Origin of the sequence: Geobacter sp. OR-1, assembly GCF_000813145.1 — a bacterium.
Taxonomy (GTDB): domain Bacteria; phylum Desulfobacterota; class Desulfuromonadia; order Geobacterales; family DSM-12255; genus Geoanaerobacter.
In genome coordinates this window covers 45,619-63,261 of record NZ_BAZF01000004.1, presented here as the reverse complement: position 1 = coordinate 63,261, position 17,643 = coordinate 45,619, and the positions used below count along the sequence as shown (strand labels likewise).

Below are 17,643 nucleotides of genomic sequence, written 5' to 3'. Positions count from 1 at the left end.
CGGATTTGTTACTGGAGCAATTTTATGGGCGAATACCACGGAGGGGTCATGTCATCTAATTGGGAGCGATATCAGAAATATCTGTGCGATTGCCCTAAAGCCGGACTGTTGATCGATATCAGCGGGATGGGGTTTGGCGACGGTTTCTTTGCCGCAATGGAGCCTGCCGCGCAGGCCGCATTCAGCGCGATGGCAGCGCTGGAAGGCGGCGCAATAGCAAACCCCGATGAGAACAGGATGGTCGGACATTACTGGCTCAGGAACCCGGCACTGGCACCGGATAGCGGTATTAGCGCCGAGATCGAGTTCAGCGTCCGGGCGATCAAGGAATTTAGCGCTGCTATTCATAGCGGCGAAATTGCCCCGCCGGCGAGACGCGTGTTCACCAGGGTTCTGGTGATCGGGATCGGCGGTTCCGCCCTGGGGCCGCAGTTCGTTGCCGATGCCCTGGGAGGGTCATCCGACCGGTTGAAGCCTTATTTCTTCGACAATACCGATCCGGACGGGATTGACAAGGTGCTGGCCGAGATCGGTCCTGGGCTTGCAGAAACCCTGGTGGTGGTCATATCCAAGAGCGGCGGCACCAAGGAGACCAGAAACGGCATGCTGGAAGCCCAGGCAGCGTTCAAGGCCGCGGGGCTGGATTTTCCGAAACAGGCGGTTGCCGTGACCGGGGCCGGGAGCGAACTCGACAAGGCCGCTGTCGCAGGCGGCTGGCTGGCGCGCTTTCCGATGTGGGACTGGGTCGGCGGCCGCACCTCGGTTACCTCCGCGGTTGGACTGCTGCCGGCAGCCCTGCAGGGTATCGATATCGATGCGCTGCTCAAAGGTGCACAGGTCTGCGACGAGCTGACCCGGCGCGGAGAAACCCGGAACAACCCGGCGGCGCTGCTGGCGCTGATGTGGCATTATGCCACCAACGGCCGGGGCGAAAAGGATATGGTGGTGCTCCCGTACAAGGACCGGCTGCTACTCTTCTCCCGCTATCTGCAGCAGCTGATCATGGAGTCGATCGGCAAGGAGCTCGATCTTAATGGCAGTGTGGTGAATCAAGGGATCTCGGTCTACGGTAACAAGGGGTCGACCGACCAGCACGCCTATGTGCAGCAGCTTCGCGAAGGGGTGAACAACTTCTTCGTCACCTTTATCGAAGTGTTGCGGGACCGCGAAGGAAAGTCGCTGGAGGTCGAGCCCGGCGTTACCAGCGGCGATTATCTTGCCGGCTTCCTGCAGGGGACGCGCAAGGCCCTGGCAGGAAATGGGCGCGAATCGTTGACCATTACCATCGAACGGCTCGATGCTGCCGGCGTCGGCACGCTGATCGCGCTATACGAACGGGCCGTAGGCCTTTACGCCTTTATTGTGGGGATCAACGCCTACCACCAGCCCGGGGTGGAGGCCGGCAAAAAGGCGGCCACCGCAGTGCTCGCCCTGCAGGAACGGGTGATGACAGCTCTTCATTCCCAGCCCGGTGTCCACCATACCGCGCAAGAGATTGCCGAAGCTGCAGGTGAGCCAGGTGAGACCGAAACCGTTTTCCGGATACTTTTCCGTCTGGCAATGAACCCGGATCGCGGGGTGCAGATGGAGCGGGGGGCGAACATATCGCTGAGCCGTTTTAAGTGCACTTAATTTTTTCCCGCTGAGACCGAACAGATTACAAGGTGACGATAACAAACAGAAGGTGATGGTATGGCAGTGCTTTTCAATGTCGATCTGAATTTTATGCCGATTCCGGATGTGCTGCAGTGGATCGACATGAACCGCCTCTCCTGCGTGGTGAACGTCAACCTTGAAAACGACAACGACATAACTCTCTGCATGGAAAACGGCAAGATCGTGTTCGTATCGTCGCAGAAAAAGGGGTACCGGCTGGGGGAATACCTGGTGAAGAGCGGCGCCCTGAGTGAAATGAAGGTGTTTCAGGCCCTGACCGCAAGCAAGAATTCGGGTCTCTCCTTTACCCGGTTCCTGGTGGAAAACGGACTGATCTCTGCGATTGAACTGTCCGAACACCTCGGGCAGCTGGTGGAGAAGATCCTGATCGAGGTGTTCGTCAGCAAGAACGGTTCGGTTTCCGTTACCTCGCCGCTCCCGGATATCGTGGCCAACGGACCGGTCAGGCTTGAGACCGGCCGGATTATCTTCGATGCGGTGCGGATCTTCGACGAGATGAACCGGGACTCCCGGCAGCGGGATGCGGCGATCGAAACGATCAACCAGAGGTTGTACCGGGAGGAGTTCCAGCTGCCGGTGCTTCCCGGCATGCTGATGCAGCTGATCTCGCTCATGGAGGACGAGAAGACCACCTTTCAGGATATGGCGAAGTTGATCATGACCGACCAGGTCCTGATCTCGCGCATCCTCAAAATCGCCAACTCCGCTCTGTATGCCGCTTCCGGCCAGGTGGACTCGATCCATTACGCCATCGTACGGCTCGGCATGCGCGAGATCATGAATATCGTCACTGGAATTCAGATCAACTCCCTGCAGAACAAGGATATCCCCCAGGAAAAGCTGCAACAGATACTGGACGATGCCCTGAAAACCGCTTTCGTGGCCAGTGGCCTGGCCCGCCACTGCCGGCTCGATCCCGAGGAGGCCTTCCTGGGGGGATTGCTGCTGGATCTCGGCAAGACCGTGATCCTGAGCGTGGCCAAGGACTTCGAGATCGAACAGGCATTGCTGGAGGATCTGCTCAACACGCGGCATGCGGAGATCGGGTCGCTTATTGCCCGGAAATGGAACTATCCGGAGGCGATCCAGAATCTGATCAGGTATCACCATAACCGGAACTTCGGCGGCATCGTGAACTCGATGATCGCGCTGATACAGGTCGCGGACCAGGTCGTGCAGGCCGGTTCCGAAGCCGGGCTCGACCCGGAACTGCTCAGGACGATAGGTCTTGACGAAGAAACCATCCAGGAAGTCTATTCCCGATCGATAAATTCCTTCAACCAGATAAAGGCGATGTGATGGGGCCTATCTCTGCCGAACAACACCTTAACCGCGGTATAGTGAAACTGGGGCAGGGGGATAGCCTCAGCGCCCTGGTGCATTTCGAAAAGGCGGTGGATGCGGGCGGGACGCCCGAATGCCTGTCTTATCTCGGCTATTGTATCGCCAAGGAGCGGGGGCAGATCTCCAGGGGGAGAATCCTCTGCCGCGAGGCGCTGGACGAGGAGCCGGAGAACCAGATTCACTACCTGAACCTGGCGAAGATCTGTCTGCTGGGGCGGGACAAGGATGGAGCCCTGGAGTCGTTGCGTCAGGGCGCCGCGTTCGGGAATAACGAAGAATTGGCCGCCATGCTTGAGGAGGTCGGCACCCGGAAACCGCCGGTATTCTCTTTCCTGCATAGGGACCATCTGCTCAATCTGTATGCCGGGATCGTTCTCGGCCGTCTGGGATTGCGCTAACCTCTACAGCTTTTCCAACCCCTTCATCACCTTGCGGATCACCACCAGCGAGATCAGCGCTGCCGACCAGTTTATCACGACTATCCCGCCCCAGATCCCGTTCAATCCCCACCCCAGATGATTCGCGAGCAGCCAGAAGATCGGCAGCGGCGCGACGAATTGGCGGTAAACGCCAATTGCCAGCGACAGCTGGGGTTTTCTGATTCCCTGCAGGGCGAAGGAGTTTATGTAGAGCACCACATAGGCGGGAAAGGCAAAGGCGGCAAACCTAAGATAGACTGCGCCAGTCCCGGTTACTACCGGGTCTTTGGAAAAGAGGGTCATCAGTGCCCCTGCGGCTATGAATACGGCTGCGGAGCCGAGAGATACCAGCATCAGCCCGCGGCTCAAGGCGAATTTCACGGTTTCCCTGACCCGGTCGAACCGGAGCGCGCCCCTGTTCTGCGAAATCAGCGCCAGGGTGGCGACGTTCAACCCCATGACCGGCAGGAGGAGCACCTGCTCGATCCGGGTGGCGATACCGTAAGCGGCCACGGCCTCGGAGCCGTACTTGCCGACGAACCAGGTGATCACGAAAACGCCGATGGCCACGGTGAGCATGGTGAGGCTCGCCGGGAAACCGAGGAATGCCAGGTTGCGGAACGGCCCGGCAGAGGGTAACGCCAGACGCCGGGAGCGCCATGAGATCAGGCCGGTAGCGAGCACCTTGCGCAACATGTACAGGGTGCCTAATCCCTGGATGCAGACAGTGGCCCAGGCTATTCCCGAGATCCCTAGCGGTGGCAGTCCGAGGCCGCCATATATGAACCAGGGGTCATAGACCAGGTTTAACAGAAACGACGTAATCAGGAAGTTGCGGAAGCTCCTGGTATCGCCGCTAGCGCTCAGGATGCCGTTCTGGGCCTGGTTGAGAATGAAAAAGGCAGCCCCGGTGTAGATGGCGCCGATGTATGAGAGCGCGTCCTTGAGATACTCCCCTTGAGCGCCGAGCATCCCCAGGAGTGCAGGAGCGGCAGCGAGGCCGGCAATCGACAGCAGTATGCCGTGGAGGATGGCGAACGAGAGAGTTTGCGCCGCATACAATTCGGCTTCCCTTCTGTTGCCCGCTCCCAGGGCATGGCCAACGAGCGAGGTCGAGGCAGTGGATATGCCGCTACCAACGGCAATCATCAGGAAAAACAGCGGGAACGACAGGGAAATGGCCGCCTGGGCCTGGGTGGAGATCAGTCCGGCGTAAAAGGTATCCACCACATTGAACATTGTGTTGAAGAAGAACCCGACGCCGACAGGAAACGCAAGCCGAAACAACAGCTTAGGGATCGGGTCTTGCAAAAGTTCGTGCTGTTTTCCGGAAGCCTGCGCCATCTCATCCTCATACCTGCTGATAGTCAGGGTGTCAACTGCAAACCGCCCGGACCAGCCATCCACTGAAGAATTGGATTGATTATTTCTCTCATTTGTGCTTAGTAATGACCCCGTATACAGCTGCTTATGTTGCCATATGCATTGTTTGGCTTACTAAATTCTAAGGAGGAAGGCGATGAAAGGAGTACGTACACATCTCATTCTGGCGGTCATGGCTATTGTCTGCACCGTTGCCGGGGGGCGTTTGCCGCGTCCGGCGAGGGTAAACTGAAGGTCAAGATCACCAAGGCCCCCGAGCTTTACAAGGCCGACCTGCAGCCGCTTACCGTCAGCCAGTGCGGCCAGTGTCACCCCGGATATTTCAACGACATCAAGCAGGACGGCGCCAAGCATACGTTCGACTGCCAGAAGTGCCATGCAGTTTTCCACGCCTATAACCCCAAGAAGGCCAATTACGATAGCCTGATGCCCAAGTGCGCAACCTGCCACAATGAGCCGCACGGAGCGAAGATCACCGATTGCGCCAACTGCCACTCCAATCCGCACACTCCCAAGAAGATGGTTGCCAATGCCAGGCTTGCCGGCGCCTGCGGCCAGTGCCACACCGGACCCCAGGAGCAGCTCACCAAGAACCTGAGCAAGCACAGCAAGGTTGCCTGCAGCAAGTGCCACACCTCGCACGGCTATATCCCGGCATGCTCCATGTGCCACAAGCCGCACCACGCTGGCCAGGAGTTCTCGACCTGTCTGAAGTGCCACCCGGTCCATAATCCGAAACTGATCACCTATCCCAAGGATTCTCCGGCCGTCACCTGCGGTGCGTGCCATAAGAAGATTTTTGAAAAGTGGCAGAAGACCCCGAGCAAGCATGCCAAGGTCAACTGCGCCCAGTGCCACCACACCAAGCACAAGTACATTCCCAAGTGCACCGAGTGTCATGCCGCACCGCACAACAAGGCGTTCCTGTCACGGTTCCCGAAATGCCTCGATTGCCACCTCGACGTTCATGACCTGCCGGCGAGCGGCAAGAAGAAGTAGCGGCTGAAGGAAAAGTCGGCAACAGGAAAAGGCCTCCGGATCGGGGGCCTTTTCTTATTTTATTGAGCTGAAATTCCCTTTGTGGTACTTATACCTGTTTCCAAATTTGCAAAATCAGGGAGAGCCTGTCGATGTTCGGTGCAATTATAAAGAAGTTGGTCGGGAGCAAGAACGATCGAGAACTGAAGCGGATGTGGCCTGTTGTCGAGAAGATCAATGCCTTGGAGTCGCAGCTTGCAAGCCTCTCCGACGATCAGCTGCAAAACAAGACTGTCGAGTTCAGGGAGCGCCTTGGTCGTGGTGAGTCGCTGGATTCGATTCTTCCCGAGGCCTTTGCCGTCTGCCGCGAGGCCGGCAAGCGGGTGCTCGGGATGCGCCACTTTGACGTCCAGCTGATCGGCGGCATGGTTCTGAACCAGGGCCGGATCGCCGAGATGAAGACCGGCGAGGGTAAAACCCTGGTGGCCACGCTTCCGGCATACCTGAACGGCCTGACCGGCCGCGGGGTGCATGTAGTCACGGTCAACGATTACCTGGCAAAGCGCGACGCGGAATGGATGGGACGGATCTACCGCTTCCTCGGTCTCACCGTCGGCATCATCGTCCATGGCCTCGATGACGAAGAACGCCGTGAATCGTACGCAGCCGACATTACCTACGGCACCAACAATGAGTTCGGCTTCGACTATCTGCGCGACAACATGAAGTTCGACCTGGATGATTACGTGCAGCGCCCCTTCAATTATGCGATCGTCGACGAGGTCGACTCCATCCTGATCGACGAGGCGCGAACCCCGCTGATCATCTCCGGTCCGACCGAGGAGTCGACCGATAAGTACTACATCATCGACCAGATCATCCCGAAGCTCGTCAAGGGAGAGGTCAAGGAGGTCGAGGCCAACACCCTTTCCGGCAAGAGAAAGACATATACCGGCGATTTTACAGTGGACGAGAAAGCGAAATCGGCATCCCTTACGGAAGAAGGGGTGCTGAAGGTCGAGAAGCTGCTGAAGATCGATAACCTGTACGATCCACGCAACATCGAAATCCTGCACCATGTCAACCAGTCGCTCCGCGCCCATGCCCTTTTCAAGCTGGACGTGGATTACGTGGTGAAGGACGGCGAAGTCATGATCGTCGACGAGTTCACCGGACGGCTGATGCCGGGCCGTCGTTGGTCCGACGGCCTTCACCAGGCGATCGAGGCCAAGGAGGGGGTCAAGATCGAGAACGAAAACCAGACCCTGGCCACTATCACCTTTCAGAACTATTTCCGTATGTACGAGAAACTCTCCGGCATGACCGGCACAGCCGATACCGAGGCCGAGGAGTTCCACAAGATCTACAACCTCGACGTTACGGTTATTCCGACCAACCGGCCCCTGCTTCGTCCCGACTTCCCGGATGTGGTCTACAAGACCGAGCGCGAGAAGTTCTCTGCCGTTATCGAGGAGATCAAGGAGCTGCATGCCAAGGGGCAGCCGGTCCTGGTCGGCACCATCTCCATCGAGAAGTCCGAGGTTCTTGCCGAACTCCTGAAACGGCAGGGTATCCCCCATAATGTGCTCAACGCCAAACAGCATGAGCGCGAGGCCGAGATCGTGGCCCAGGCGGGCCGCAAGGGGATGGTGACGATCGCCACCAACATGGCCGGCCGCGGTACTGACATCGTGCTCGGCGGCAACCCAGATGGACTGGCAAAGAACTGGCGGCGTGAAAACCCGGATGCAACCGATGAGCAGTACGAGCAGATGCTGCAAAAAGCCAGAGAGGTCTGCAAGGCTGAGCATGACGAGGTTGTCTCTCTCGGCGGTCTCCATATCCTCGGCACGGAGAGGCATGAATCGCGCCGGATCGATAATCAGCTCCGGGGGCGTTCCGGACGCCAGGGTGACCCTGGTTCGTCACGATTCTATCTCTCGCTTGAGGACGACCTGCTCAGGATTTTCGGTTCCGACCGGGTGGCAAAGATCATGGATCTGCTGAAGATCGAAGAAGGTGAAGCGATCACCCACGGCATGATTTCGAAGGCGATAGAAAACGCCCAGAAAAAGGTCGAAGCGCACAACTTCGAGATCCGGAAGCATCTCATAGACTATGACGACGTCATGAACAAGCAGCGCGAGGTGATCTACACCCAGCGCAAGGAGATCCTGGCCGGCGAGGATATCCGCAATATCTTCCTGGAGATGCTGGACGAGAGTATCGGCGACATCGTTACCGAATTCGCCATCGATAAGGTACCGGGCCAGGAGTGGGACTGGGAGAGCATTGTCGAAACGCTGTACAAGACTTTCGGACTTGAGCTGGACCTGCAGGAAGATACCATCCGGCGGCTCACGCCGGACAACTTCCGCAAGCTGCTGAAGGAAGAGGTCATGGTGATCTTCGACAAAAAGCTGGGGCATTTTGGCGAAGAGAACATGGATTACCTGATCAAGTGGATCATGCTTTCAACCATTGACCAGCAATGGAAAGACCACCTCCTGAACATCGACCACCTGAAGGAGGGGATCGGGCTCCGCGGCTACGGTCAGAAGGACCCGAAGAACGAGTACAAGAAAGAGGCGTTCAACCTCTTCATGGCCATGATCGTGCGGATTCGGGCCGAGGTGGTGGAGAAGATATTCTGGGTGCAGCTGGCCAAGGAAGAGGACCTGGAGGAAGAGGTCGAGCGGCTGGAGGAAGAGCATAAGAAACGACGAAAGATCCAGTACAACATGGGCGGGGAAGAGGCTGCCCATCAGAACCCGGCCAAGAGCGACAAGGCCGCCGGCAGGAACGAGCAGTGTCCGTGCGGGAGTGGTAAGAAGTACAAACGCTGCTGCGGCAAGTAGGTTCGCGATGATAAACGCCCATCTGCGGTGTTGCCTCGTCGCTCCTCACTGCGGCGTACTGATGTATGCCTCGCTCGTCACTTCTCGGCGCCTAGCATCTGGGCATTTCTGATCGCGAACAAATAGTGTTAACAAGGCCTCCGGTGAATGCTACTGGAGGCTTTTTTCATCCCCTTTTCCGGAGGGCCTCGATCCGCTTCTGCAGGATGAACGCGCCCCGGTTTTCCGGTGCCATCATCTCCAGCTGCAGTGGCGGTATGCCAAGTTCTTCAGTGGACATTCGTGCCGCTTTGAGTGCTGTTTCCCATCCCGGCATTGCTGCTGGCCGCGGCCTGTCCGCCGCGGAGACCAGCGCCAGGATCTCCGAAATCCCCCCTTTTATCGCCTGTTCCGCCATCCTGATCCGGGTGCTGTCCCGCAACTCCTCCCATTTGTTGGCGTTGTTGTGCAGCCGGTTGGTCCAGGCAAGGGCTTTCTTCCATGACCCCGGCAGTTTCAGCCGGTCGCAGAAGAGGGCAGCCATGTCGAACCCTGCTTCGTCGTGGCCGTGGTGCTTGGGGTATAATGCCGGGGCGGTGGCAAGCTTGCCGAGATCGTGGAAAAAGGCGCAGAAACGCGCGATGGGGTCGTCGGTTCTGCAGGCGACCCGTTCGAGGACCTGGCAGGAGTGGCTGAACAGGTCTCCCTCGGGGTGATGCTCAAGCGGTCCTGCCGGTATCTTCGGCATGTTGAACAGCTCCGGCAGGTAACATGCCCCGATTCCAGCTTCCAGCATCATGCTGAAGAACCGGACCGGGTTGTATCCTGCGAGCGCTTTCTCCATCTCGCGAGTGAACCGTTCGATCGGAATCAACGCCAGGCGTTCCTCCCAACCCGCCCCGTCAATCAGCAGCCTGGTCTCGCGTGACATGTTCCAGCCATCCGTTGCAAAACGAAATGCCCGGAAGATCCGGATCGGATCGACAACGAACGCCTCTGACGAGCAGGCTTTCAGCCGGCGGTGCAGAAGTTCTTTTTTTACCTTGAATCGGGTCGATCAGCTCCCCCTCAAGGGTCATGGCAATGGCATTACAGGTAAAATCACGGGATGCCAGGTCAATGGCGAGGGCTTCCCTGTCCGCAATAACCGTCACCTCGATCTTGCCGAACTCCTGATCGTAACGGAACATGATCGGTGCCGTGGTTTTGCCTGCAACCGGGCGAAAGCCGCTGAGCTGCAGGTCCTCTTCGGAAACAGCAGCAACAAGGTCAATGTCATGACTGTTTCTGCCGGTCAGGATGTCGCGGACTATCCCGCCGACCAGAAAGACCTGATTGTGGAGACGGGACGGAAAAACAGTGCCTATGAATGCCGTTGTCCTGGCCAGGGTCTCTTTGCCTGAGCGATGGGCGATTATCGCCAACAGGCGCTCCAGGAATGCCACGGATTTGCCGTAGATCCCGGGCCGCTTGCTCTCTCTCGGCCCGGCAATGTTTAGGATTGCTACCCTGTGTGCGCTGAGCCAGTCTGCGGTATCCGCAGCTGAATGACTTTTCCGGTCGAGCTGCACGATCTGGCACGGCTTGTTTCGCTTTGCGGCATATTCTGCCGTCAACCTGGTTCCCCCGTCCAGTTCCCCGAGGTTCAGGATGAGGGTAGCATCCGCTTCCCGCACGTTCATGCGGGTACGGACCGCATAGTCGGGAGAAGAGGTCTCCGTAAGGGGATAGCATTCCGGTATGGTGCCGTCTTCCGCTCTTCTACCGCGGGGACAATGCCCTCCGGCAGGGATACCGTGACGCATGGCTACATCCAGCCCGGCCCGGTCAACGCCGGTCTGGCCGCCGGAGATTAATTTTGCAATGGTTGACTGCGACATATCCAGGATATTATCAGAGGAGTGGCCATAAGGAAACCTTGGCGAAACCTCTTATTCTGTGCTAATAAAGTTTTTGAGCAGATCTTGTACAGGAGAGCGTGATGATCAAAGGATTCAGATTCTCCGCCGTTGAGGCGGCCATCAAGAAGCCGGGCCGGAAGGACCTGGCCATGATATTGTCAGAGGTGCCGGCGGCATGCGCGGCAACCTTCACCAGCAACAAGGTCAAGGCCGCGCCGGTGCTGCTTGGCCAGGAGCGTGTTGCCGGCGGCATTCTCCGGGCGGTTGTCGTGAACAGCGGCAATGCCAATGCCTGCACCGGCAACCCCGGCATGGCGGCGGCCAGGGAAACGGCTGCCTTTGTGGCTAAGGAGCTTGGTGTTGACGAGGCGCTGATTGTTCCTTCTTCAACCGGCGTCATCGGGGTCCAGTTGCCGATGGAGCGTATTAAAACCGCGATCCCAGGTCTGATAAAAGGTTTGGATGGCGGTACGCTTGACGATGTCGCAAAAGCGATCATGACCACGGACACCTTTGCTAAGATGTCCGTGAGGCAGGGTGTTGCCGACGGCAAACCGTATACTGTCGCCGGCGTGGCCAAGGGAGCCGGCATGATCAGGCCCGACATGGCCACTATGCTCTCTTTCATTGTTACCGATGCTGCAGTGGATGCCGATTTTCTCCGTCAGTCGTTCCGCGCCGCCGTTAATGCCTCTTTCAACTGCATCACGGTGGACAACGACATGTCCACAAACGACACTGCGCTTGTGATGGCAAACGGCATGGCCGGGAATGCGCCGATCTCCTCTGCTTCGCCTGATGCCGGGCAGTTTGCCGAACTTCTTTCCGGGGTGGCACTCGATCTGGCAAAGGCCATAGTAAGGGACGGCGAGGGTGCCACCAAGTTTGTGACCATCAATGTCTCCGGTGCGGTCAGTGATGCCGATGCGCGCCTGGCTGCGATGGCGGTAGCCAATTCACCGCTGGTAAAGACCGCATTCTTCGGTCAGGACGCCAACTGGGGCAGAATTCTGGCGGCGGTCGGCTATTCGGGCGCGGCAGTGGACCAAACGCAGGTTTCATTACGCTTCGATGATGTCCTGATGGTGTCGGGAGGGGTGTTTGTCGGTGGCGATGCGGAAAAAAAGGGGTCAGAGGTGTTGAAAAAGCCGGAATTCAAGGTTAATATTGACCTGGCGCTCGGAACAGGCCGGTCAACTGTTTACACCAGTGACTTTTCATATGATTATGTTAAGATAAACGCTGATTATCGGACTTGACTCTAACCAACCGAGTTAGCATGAAAAAAATTACTATACTGACATTCGTACTGATGATAGGCCTGACTCTGCTTTTTAGTTCGAGTCCTGAAGCGGCTTCCCTGAAGATAACCGAGATGGCGGTGACCACCAAGGTCGTACGGGGCAATCCGATTGATTCGGTTCACAGGATTTCGTCCTCATCGGTACGGGAACTTTACTGCTTCACCCGCCTGGTTTCCGATGAAGAAGGGGAAACCACCGTAAAGCATATCTGGTATCGAGGCAACGAGAAGATGGGGGAGTCGGAACTCCCGGTAAAAGGCAAAAAATGGCGCACTTACAGCAGCAGGGTCGTGGGAAAGGGCATGGCCGGCGACTGGAGAGTCGATGCCTTGGACAGTGAGGGAAAGCTGCTCAGGTCTGTTAAATTCAGGATGAATTGACAAGGGGGAACTACCCCCGTTTTTTTATGGCTGAATTATCCCGGCGCAGCTTTCTCAATGCGCCTTGCTCGCGGCTGATCGATTTTAAAGAATCTTATTATATGAAAAAATACTGTGCCATTCTCATACTGCTTATCATTCTGGTACCCGGAGCATGCTGCGGGAATGCCCTGACCATTCAGCCTTTTCGGTCAGAGCAGGTTGACCGGTTGATGGAAGAGGCGATCTCCGGCGGGCTGATCGCCGGCGGGGTGGTTCTGGTGGGAACTGCGAAAGGGATTGTTTTCGAAAAGCCTTACGGTCGTGTCGCTGCAGACCCCTTGTCTCGTCCGATCACCCTCGATACGGTTTTTGACATCGCCTCGCTTACCAAGGTGGTTGCCACGGCCCCTGCTATTCTCAAACTTGCCGAAGAAAGACGAATTTCTCTGGTTGATCCGGTAAAAAAATGGCTGCCGGAGTTTTCACAGCGAGACGACCTGTTGATCTGGCATCTCCTGACGCACACTTCCGGGCTCGACGATTTTACCCTGTCAGCCGCCAACCCGATGCCGAGCGCTTTGGCCGGTGCTGCGGCCCAAAAGCCCAAAGGGGTTGTGGGTAACAGATTCCGCTATGCCGATATCAACTTCATTCTTCTCGGGGAGATCGTCAGCCGGGCCGGTGCTTTGCCGCTTGACCAGTTTGCCGCTGCGAATATATTTGCTCCCAGCGATATGCGCGATACCTGTTTCAATCCCGGCAAGGAACGTGCGGAACGTTGTGCGCCGACCGCTGTCGGTGAACATGCCGTGCTTCCCGGAGAGGTTCAGGACTCTCTCGCCCGGCAGCTTGGCGGAGTTGCCGGTCATGCCGGCGTATTTTCCACTGCCGGCGACCTCGGCCGCTTTTGCATGATGATTCTGAATCGCGGCGAAGGCAGGGGGGGTAACGGTCCTTTTGCCCCGAACCATTGAACAGATGACGGCTCCGTATTATGCCCGGGGAGGTGGCGTGGTCCGCGGTCTGGGCTGGGATATTGCTTCTGCCTATTCGGCACCGCGCGGTAACGGTTTCTCGGAACTCTCCTTCGGCCATACCGGATACTCCGGCTCTTCTCTCTGGCTTGACCCAAACGCTGACGTATTTGTCGTTCTGCTGACGTCACGGCTTGATTACCGACATACCAAGGGGTTTAGCCGATTGAGAAGCAACCTTTCGACGATTGTCGCCGCGCAATTCTCTCCGCAACGTCCTCTTGCCGATCTTCTTCAGGCAGTGGCTACGGAGCGTTTATAGCAGGTAATCAACTTGACACCCTGTGCCTTGTGTGTTAGCTTTTCTCCGATTATTGCCAGTATTTACGTGCTTTAGGTTCTTTTCGGAGATGCGTTTGCAAGGATCTCACCGCAGCTGTGATGCTGCATTGTATTAACACCGGAGGGATGGATGGGCACAAAATTACTCCTCGCTGATGACAGTATTACCATACAAAAAGTGGTAGGGATCATCTTTGCCAATGAGGATTATGAGCTTACCGTGGTGGACAATGGCGTGCAGGCCCTGGAGAAGGCCCGTGAGATCATGCCTTCGGTCATGCTGGTAGATGCCCTGATGCCCGGCAGAAACGGCTATGAGGTCTGCCAGGAAGTGCGCAATGATCCAACTCTCAATACAATACCTCTATTGTTGATGACCGGCGCTTTCGAGCCGTTTGACGAGAACAAGGCCCGTCAATGCGGAGCAGACGACTTTATCTCAAAGCCTTTCGAATCACAGCAGTTAGTGGAAAAAGTGAAGATGTTGCTGGAGATCGGCAGGCAGCGCGCAGTGGCAACTCCTTCGCCTGTTGCGGCGGAACCGGTTGTTCCGGAAACGGAACAGGCTTTTGCACCGCCATTGGCAGGACCGTGGGACGAGCCGGTTCAGGATTTCGAGAGTTCATTTGAACCGATCCCGGAGATGTTCGATCTCAACCTCTCTCCCGAGCCAGCTCAGTTTGAGGAAGCAACGGTTCCCGATGAGGAGGTTCCTTCAGAACTCGCTGTCGAAATAGTCGAGGCTGCGCCGGGAGATGATCCCTGGGGTGTTTTTGACCTTGTCGACTTGGAAGCTACTGCCGCATCTCCTGTTGAGACCTTGGAACTGCCGGCAGAAGAGGTCGAGGAACCGCCAATCACTGATCCTTTTGCTGGTGAACAAGTTGCCGAAGAAGCTTCGGAGCCCGCGGTATTTCAACCTGAAGCAGAAGATGCATTTGAAGCCAAATGGGAGCCTCTGGAAGAAGAGGTATTCACCTATCAGCATGAAGAGCCGACCCCTCCGGGAGAAACTTTTGCCGTTGGCATGGGCGGGCCTCTGGCTGATCTTGCCAATATTCCTGAGCAGTTTACAGACGAAATCGTGTTTGGGACAACGGCACAGCAGGACGAGCCGGCTCCGCAGGTCATCACTTCAGAAGTTGCTCCGGAACCGGCAGTTACTCCGGCAGCGGCGCCGATCGACGAGGATCAGTTGCGGGCTATGTTAAGCCAGATCTCCCGGGAAACGATAGAAAAAATCGTGTGGGAGATTGTGCCTGACCTGGCAGAAAATCTGATCCGGGAAGAGATCAGGAAGATTAAGCAAGGGTTCGGCTCATAGACTCAAGGGCAGGGGTGGTGGCTCAGCGCCCCTGTTAACCGAAAATTTTGCTTGAACACGGGGATGCAAATCCCCTTTTTTATTATCGTGCAGCTTTACGAGGTAACGGTATGACAGAAAAAGAACTGGCGAAGATTTACGAACCCCAGGCAGTTGAGGCGAATTGGTACCGGCATTGGGAGAGGAGCGGATATTTTGCCGCTGCCGAGACTTCCGGGAAGAGGCCGTACAGCATCGTCATCCCTCCGCCCAACGTGACCGGCGCATTGCACATGGGGCATGCGTTGAATAATACACTGCAGGATATCCTCTGCCGCTGGAAGCGGATGCAGGGGTATAACGTCCTCTGGATGCCGGGTACAGACCACGCCGGGATAGCCACGCAGAACGTCGTGGAAAGGCAGCTTGCCGCCGAGGGGAAAGACCGCCACGATCTCGGGCGCGAAGAGTTCATCGAGAGGGTCTGGAAGTGGAAGGCCGAGTCGGGCGGCCAGATCATCGGCCAGCTGAAGAGGCTGGGGGCGTCATGCGACTGGGAACGCGAGCGGTTCACCATGGACGAGGGGTTGTCCAAGGCGGTACGCACCGTTTTTGTCCGCCTTTATGAAGACGGCCTGATCTATCGGGACAACCGGCTGATCAACTGGTGCCCCAGGTGTCATACCGCGCTTTCCGACATCGAGGTCGAGCATGAGGAGAAAAAGGGGCATCTCTGGCATATCCGGTACCCGGTTGCCGGGGAAACGGGGAAATATGTGGTCGTGGCTACAACCCGCCCGGAGACCATGCTCGGTGATACTGCCGTGGCCGTGCATCCCGATGACGAGCGATACCGTACGCTGATCGGGAAAAAGGTCGTACTGCCGCTGGTAAACCGGGAGATCCCGGTGATTGCGGACGACTATGTGGATCTGGAGTTCGGCACCGGAGTGGTCAAGATCACGCCGGCCCATGATTTCAACGATTTCGAAGTTGGGCTTCGCCACGGCCTGGACAAGATAAACATCTTCGATGAATCGGGGATTATCAACTCCGCCGGCAGGCAGTACGAGGGTATGGATCGGTTCGAGGCCCGCAAGCGGATCGTTGCCGAGCTGGAAGAGTCCGGTCTCCTGGAAAAGGTTGATGACCATGCCATGGCTGTTGGCGGCTGTTACCGGTGTAAAACAGTGGTAGAGCCTTATCTGTCCCTGCAGTGGTATGTAAAGGTCGGTCCGCTGGCCGAGCGTGCACACCAGGCGGTAAAGGACGGGAAGACCCGCATTGTGCCGAAGCAGTGGGAAAACACCTATTACGAATGGATGGAAAACATCCGCGACTGGTGCATCTCCCGGCAGATCTGGTGGGGGCATCGGATCCCGGCATGGTTCTGCGACCACTGCGGTGAAGTGACTGTGGCCATGGATGACCCTGCAAAGTGCTGCAAGTGCGGCAGCGATGAGATCCGCCAGGAGACGGATGTGCTCGACACCTGGTTTTCTTCCGCACTCTGGCCGTTTTCCACCATGGGATGGCCGGAAAAGACGCCGCTGCTCTCCACCTTTTACCCGACTTCCTGCTTGGTCACCGGATTCGACATCCTCTTCTTCTGGGTTGCCAGGATGATGATGATGGGGCTGCATTTCATGGACGAGGTGCCGTTCGGCGATGTCTATATCCATGCACTCGTGCGGGATGCCCAGGGGCAGAAGATGAGCAAATCCAAGGGGAATGTCATTGATCCCCTTACCATCATCGACCAGTACGGCACTGACGCCTTCCGGTTCACTCTGGCGGCCTTTGCCGCTCAGGGCCGCGATATCAAGCTGGCCGAGGAACGCATCGCCGGTTACCGCAATTTCTGCAACAAGGTCTGGAACGCGGCCCGCTTTACCCTGATGAATCTGAACGGCTTTGCCCCGGATTCCGTGGCTGTTGAAAGCCTGCACCTTTCTGAAGCGGACCAGTGGATTCTCCACCGGCTCAACGAGACGGCCAGGGACACCGGCGCTGCCCTGGCAGAGTATCGTTTCAACGAGGCAGCCATGGGGCTGTACCAGTTCACTTGGAGCGAATTCTGCGACTGGTATCTGGAGCTTTCCAAGCAGGACCTTTACGGTGAAGACTTGGAGAGAAAGGCTGTGGTTCAGTATGTGCTTTGGAGCACTCTGGAGCAGTTGCTCAGGCTGCTCCATCCGTTCATGCCCTTCATTACCGAGGAGATCTGGCAGGCGCTCCCCGGTGACAAGAGCGTTCCCAGCATCATGCTGGCCTCGTACCCGGAATATTCACCTAAGATAGATTTTTCGGCTGCTGCTGCAAATATGGAAAAGGTTATGGCCGTTATCGGCGGGATCAGGAATATCCGCGGCGAGATGGAGGTCCCACCATCCAGGGAGATTAGCGTCATTCTCTCCTGCAGCTCCGATGAATCCGTGCAGCTCATGAAGCATAACGAAGGGGCCATTGTCTCTCTTGGCCGTATTGCCGACCTGGCGATCGGCATCGATATTGAAAAACCTGAGGATGCTTCCATCCAGGTGGCCGGCGATGTCCGAATTTTCGTGCCGCTCAAGGGTTTGGTGAATGTGGAAGAAGAGGAAAAACGGCTTTTGAAGGAAATTGCCAAAGTGAGCAAAGATATCGAGGTCATTTCCGGGAAGCTTGAAAACCCGAGTTTCGTGGATCGCGCCCCTGCGGATATCGTAACCAAGGAACGCGAAAAACTGGCAGAAGTGACCGCTAAAAAAGAGGTACTGGCCGAGAGCCTGGAGAAGATCAGGCGGCTTGGGACGTAGCGTGTCGCTTTCGGTGACAAC

The 17,643-nt window shown here is 56.9% G+C and carries 14 protein-coding genes; 11 read left to right on the top strand and 3 right to left on the bottom strand.

Annotation, left to right across the window (positions count from 1 at the left end):
- Nucleotides 1-48 precede the first annotated feature (48 nt).
- Genes OR1_RS05395 through OR1_RS05385 form a run of 3 tightly spaced genes read left to right on the top strand, consistent with a single transcriptional unit; the run spans nt 49 to nt 3,419 of the window.
- Complete coding sequence (locus OR1_RS05395) at nt 49-1,632, top strand: glucose-6-phosphate isomerase (RefSeq protein WP_041970771.1); 1,584 nt, start codon at nt 49-51, stop codon at nt 1,630-1,632.
- Nucleotides 1,633-1,692: 60 nt separating this feature from the next.
- On the top strand, nt 1,693-2,976 hold the full coding sequence (locus OR1_RS05390) for an HDOD domain-containing protein (protein WP_041970522.1): 1,284 nt from the start codon (nt 1,693-1,695) through the stop codon (nt 2,974-2,976).
- Nucleotides 2,976-3,419, top strand: a complete 444-nt coding sequence (locus OR1_RS05385) for a hypothetical protein (protein ID WP_041970520.1) — start codon at nt 2,976-2,978, stop codon at nt 3,417-3,419. The genes OR1_RS05390 and OR1_RS05385 overlap by 1 nt, the downstream gene beginning before the upstream one ends.
- A 3-nt stretch (nt 3,420-3,422) precedes the next feature.
- On the opposite strand, the gene OR1_RS05380 is transcribed toward OR1_RS05385, so the two are convergent.
- Nucleotides 3,423-4,784 carry an MATE family efflux transporter gene (locus OR1_RS05380; RefSeq protein WP_041970770.1) on the bottom strand — a complete coding sequence of 454 codons (1,362 nt, stop codon included), beginning with the start codon at nt 4,782-4,784 and terminating at the stop codon, nt 3,423-3,425.
- Between the two features lie 126 nt (nt 4,785-4,910).
- Between OR1_RS05380 and OR1_RS05375 the strand changes: the two genes are divergently transcribed.
- Together OR1_RS05375 and secA are read left to right on the top strand one after the other, a co-directional pair.
- The gene (locus tag OR1_RS05375; RefSeq protein WP_052440272.1) at nt 4,911-5,822 is read left to right on the top strand and encodes a cytochrome c; all 912 of its coding nucleotides are present in this window, start codon (nt 4,911-4,913) and stop codon (nt 5,820-5,822) included.
- 131 nt (nt 5,823-5,953) lie between these two features.
- A complete protein-coding gene (gene secA, locus OR1_RS05370; RefSeq protein WP_041970518.1) occupies nt 5,954-8,659 on the top strand; it encodes a preprotein translocase subunit SecA in 2,706 nt (901 codons plus the stop codon).
- A gap of 166 nt (nt 8,660-8,825) precedes the next feature.
- Here secA and OR1_RS22720 read toward each other — a convergent pair whose 3' ends face one another.
- Together OR1_RS22720 and OR1_RS22715 are read right to left on the bottom strand one after the other, a co-directional pair.
- Nucleotides 8,826-9,569 (bottom strand): HD domain-containing protein, encoded by a 744-nt coding sequence (locus tag OR1_RS22720; protein ID WP_237754230.1) that lies wholly within the window; start codon nt 9,567-9,569, stop codon nt 8,826-8,828.
- Nucleotides 9,541-10,518, bottom strand: a complete 978-nt coding sequence (locus tag OR1_RS22715) for a YpsA SLOG family protein (protein WP_237754229.1) — start codon at nt 10,516-10,518, stop codon at nt 9,541-9,543. The genes OR1_RS22720 and OR1_RS22715 overlap by 29 nt, the downstream gene beginning before the upstream one ends.
- A 98-nt stretch (nt 10,519-10,616) precedes the next feature.
- On the opposite strand from OR1_RS22715, the gene argJ reads away from it, so the two are divergent.
- The 6 genes from argJ to OR1_RS05335 all read left to right on the top strand — a co-directional run bounded on the left by argJ (nt 10,617) and on the right by OR1_RS05335 (nt 17,622).
- Nucleotides 10,617-11,798: a bifunctional glutamate N-acetyltransferase/amino-acid acetyltransferase ArgJ gene (gene argJ, locus OR1_RS05355; RefSeq protein ID WP_041970517.1), complete on the top strand. Its 1,182-nt coding sequence runs from the start codon at nt 10,617-10,619 to the stop codon at nt 11,796-11,798.
- 20 nt (nt 11,799-11,818) lie between these two features.
- Nucleotides 11,819-12,223 (top strand): DUF2914 domain-containing protein, encoded by a 405-nt coding sequence (locus tag OR1_RS05350; RefSeq protein ID WP_041970516.1) that lies wholly within the window; start codon nt 11,819-11,821, stop codon nt 12,221-12,223.
- 101 nt (nt 12,224-12,324) lie between these two features.
- Nucleotides 12,325-13,179, top strand: a complete 855-nt coding sequence (locus tag OR1_RS23020; protein ID WP_272946191.1) for a serine hydrolase — start codon at nt 12,325-12,327, stop codon at nt 13,177-13,179.
- Nucleotides 13,163-13,501, top strand: coding sequence for a serine hydrolase (locus tag OR1_RS23015; protein ID WP_272946190.1), 339 nt, complete (start codon nt 13,163-13,165; stop codon nt 13,499-13,501). The genes OR1_RS23020 and OR1_RS23015 overlap by 17 nt, the downstream gene beginning before the upstream one ends.
- Before the next feature lie 150 nt (nt 13,502-13,651).
- Nucleotides 13,652-14,845 carry a PleD family two-component system response regulator gene (locus OR1_RS23010; RefSeq protein WP_041970515.1) on the top strand — a complete coding sequence of 398 codons (1,194 nt, stop codon included), beginning with the start codon at nt 13,652-13,654 and terminating at the stop codon, nt 14,843-14,845.
- Nucleotides 14,846-14,955: 110 nt separating this feature from the next.
- A complete protein-coding gene (locus OR1_RS05335) occupies nt 14,956-17,622 on the top strand; it encodes a valine--tRNA ligase (protein WP_041970513.1) in 2,667 nt (888 codons plus the stop codon).
- The last annotated feature ends 21 nt before the right edge of the window (nt 17,623-17,643 follow it).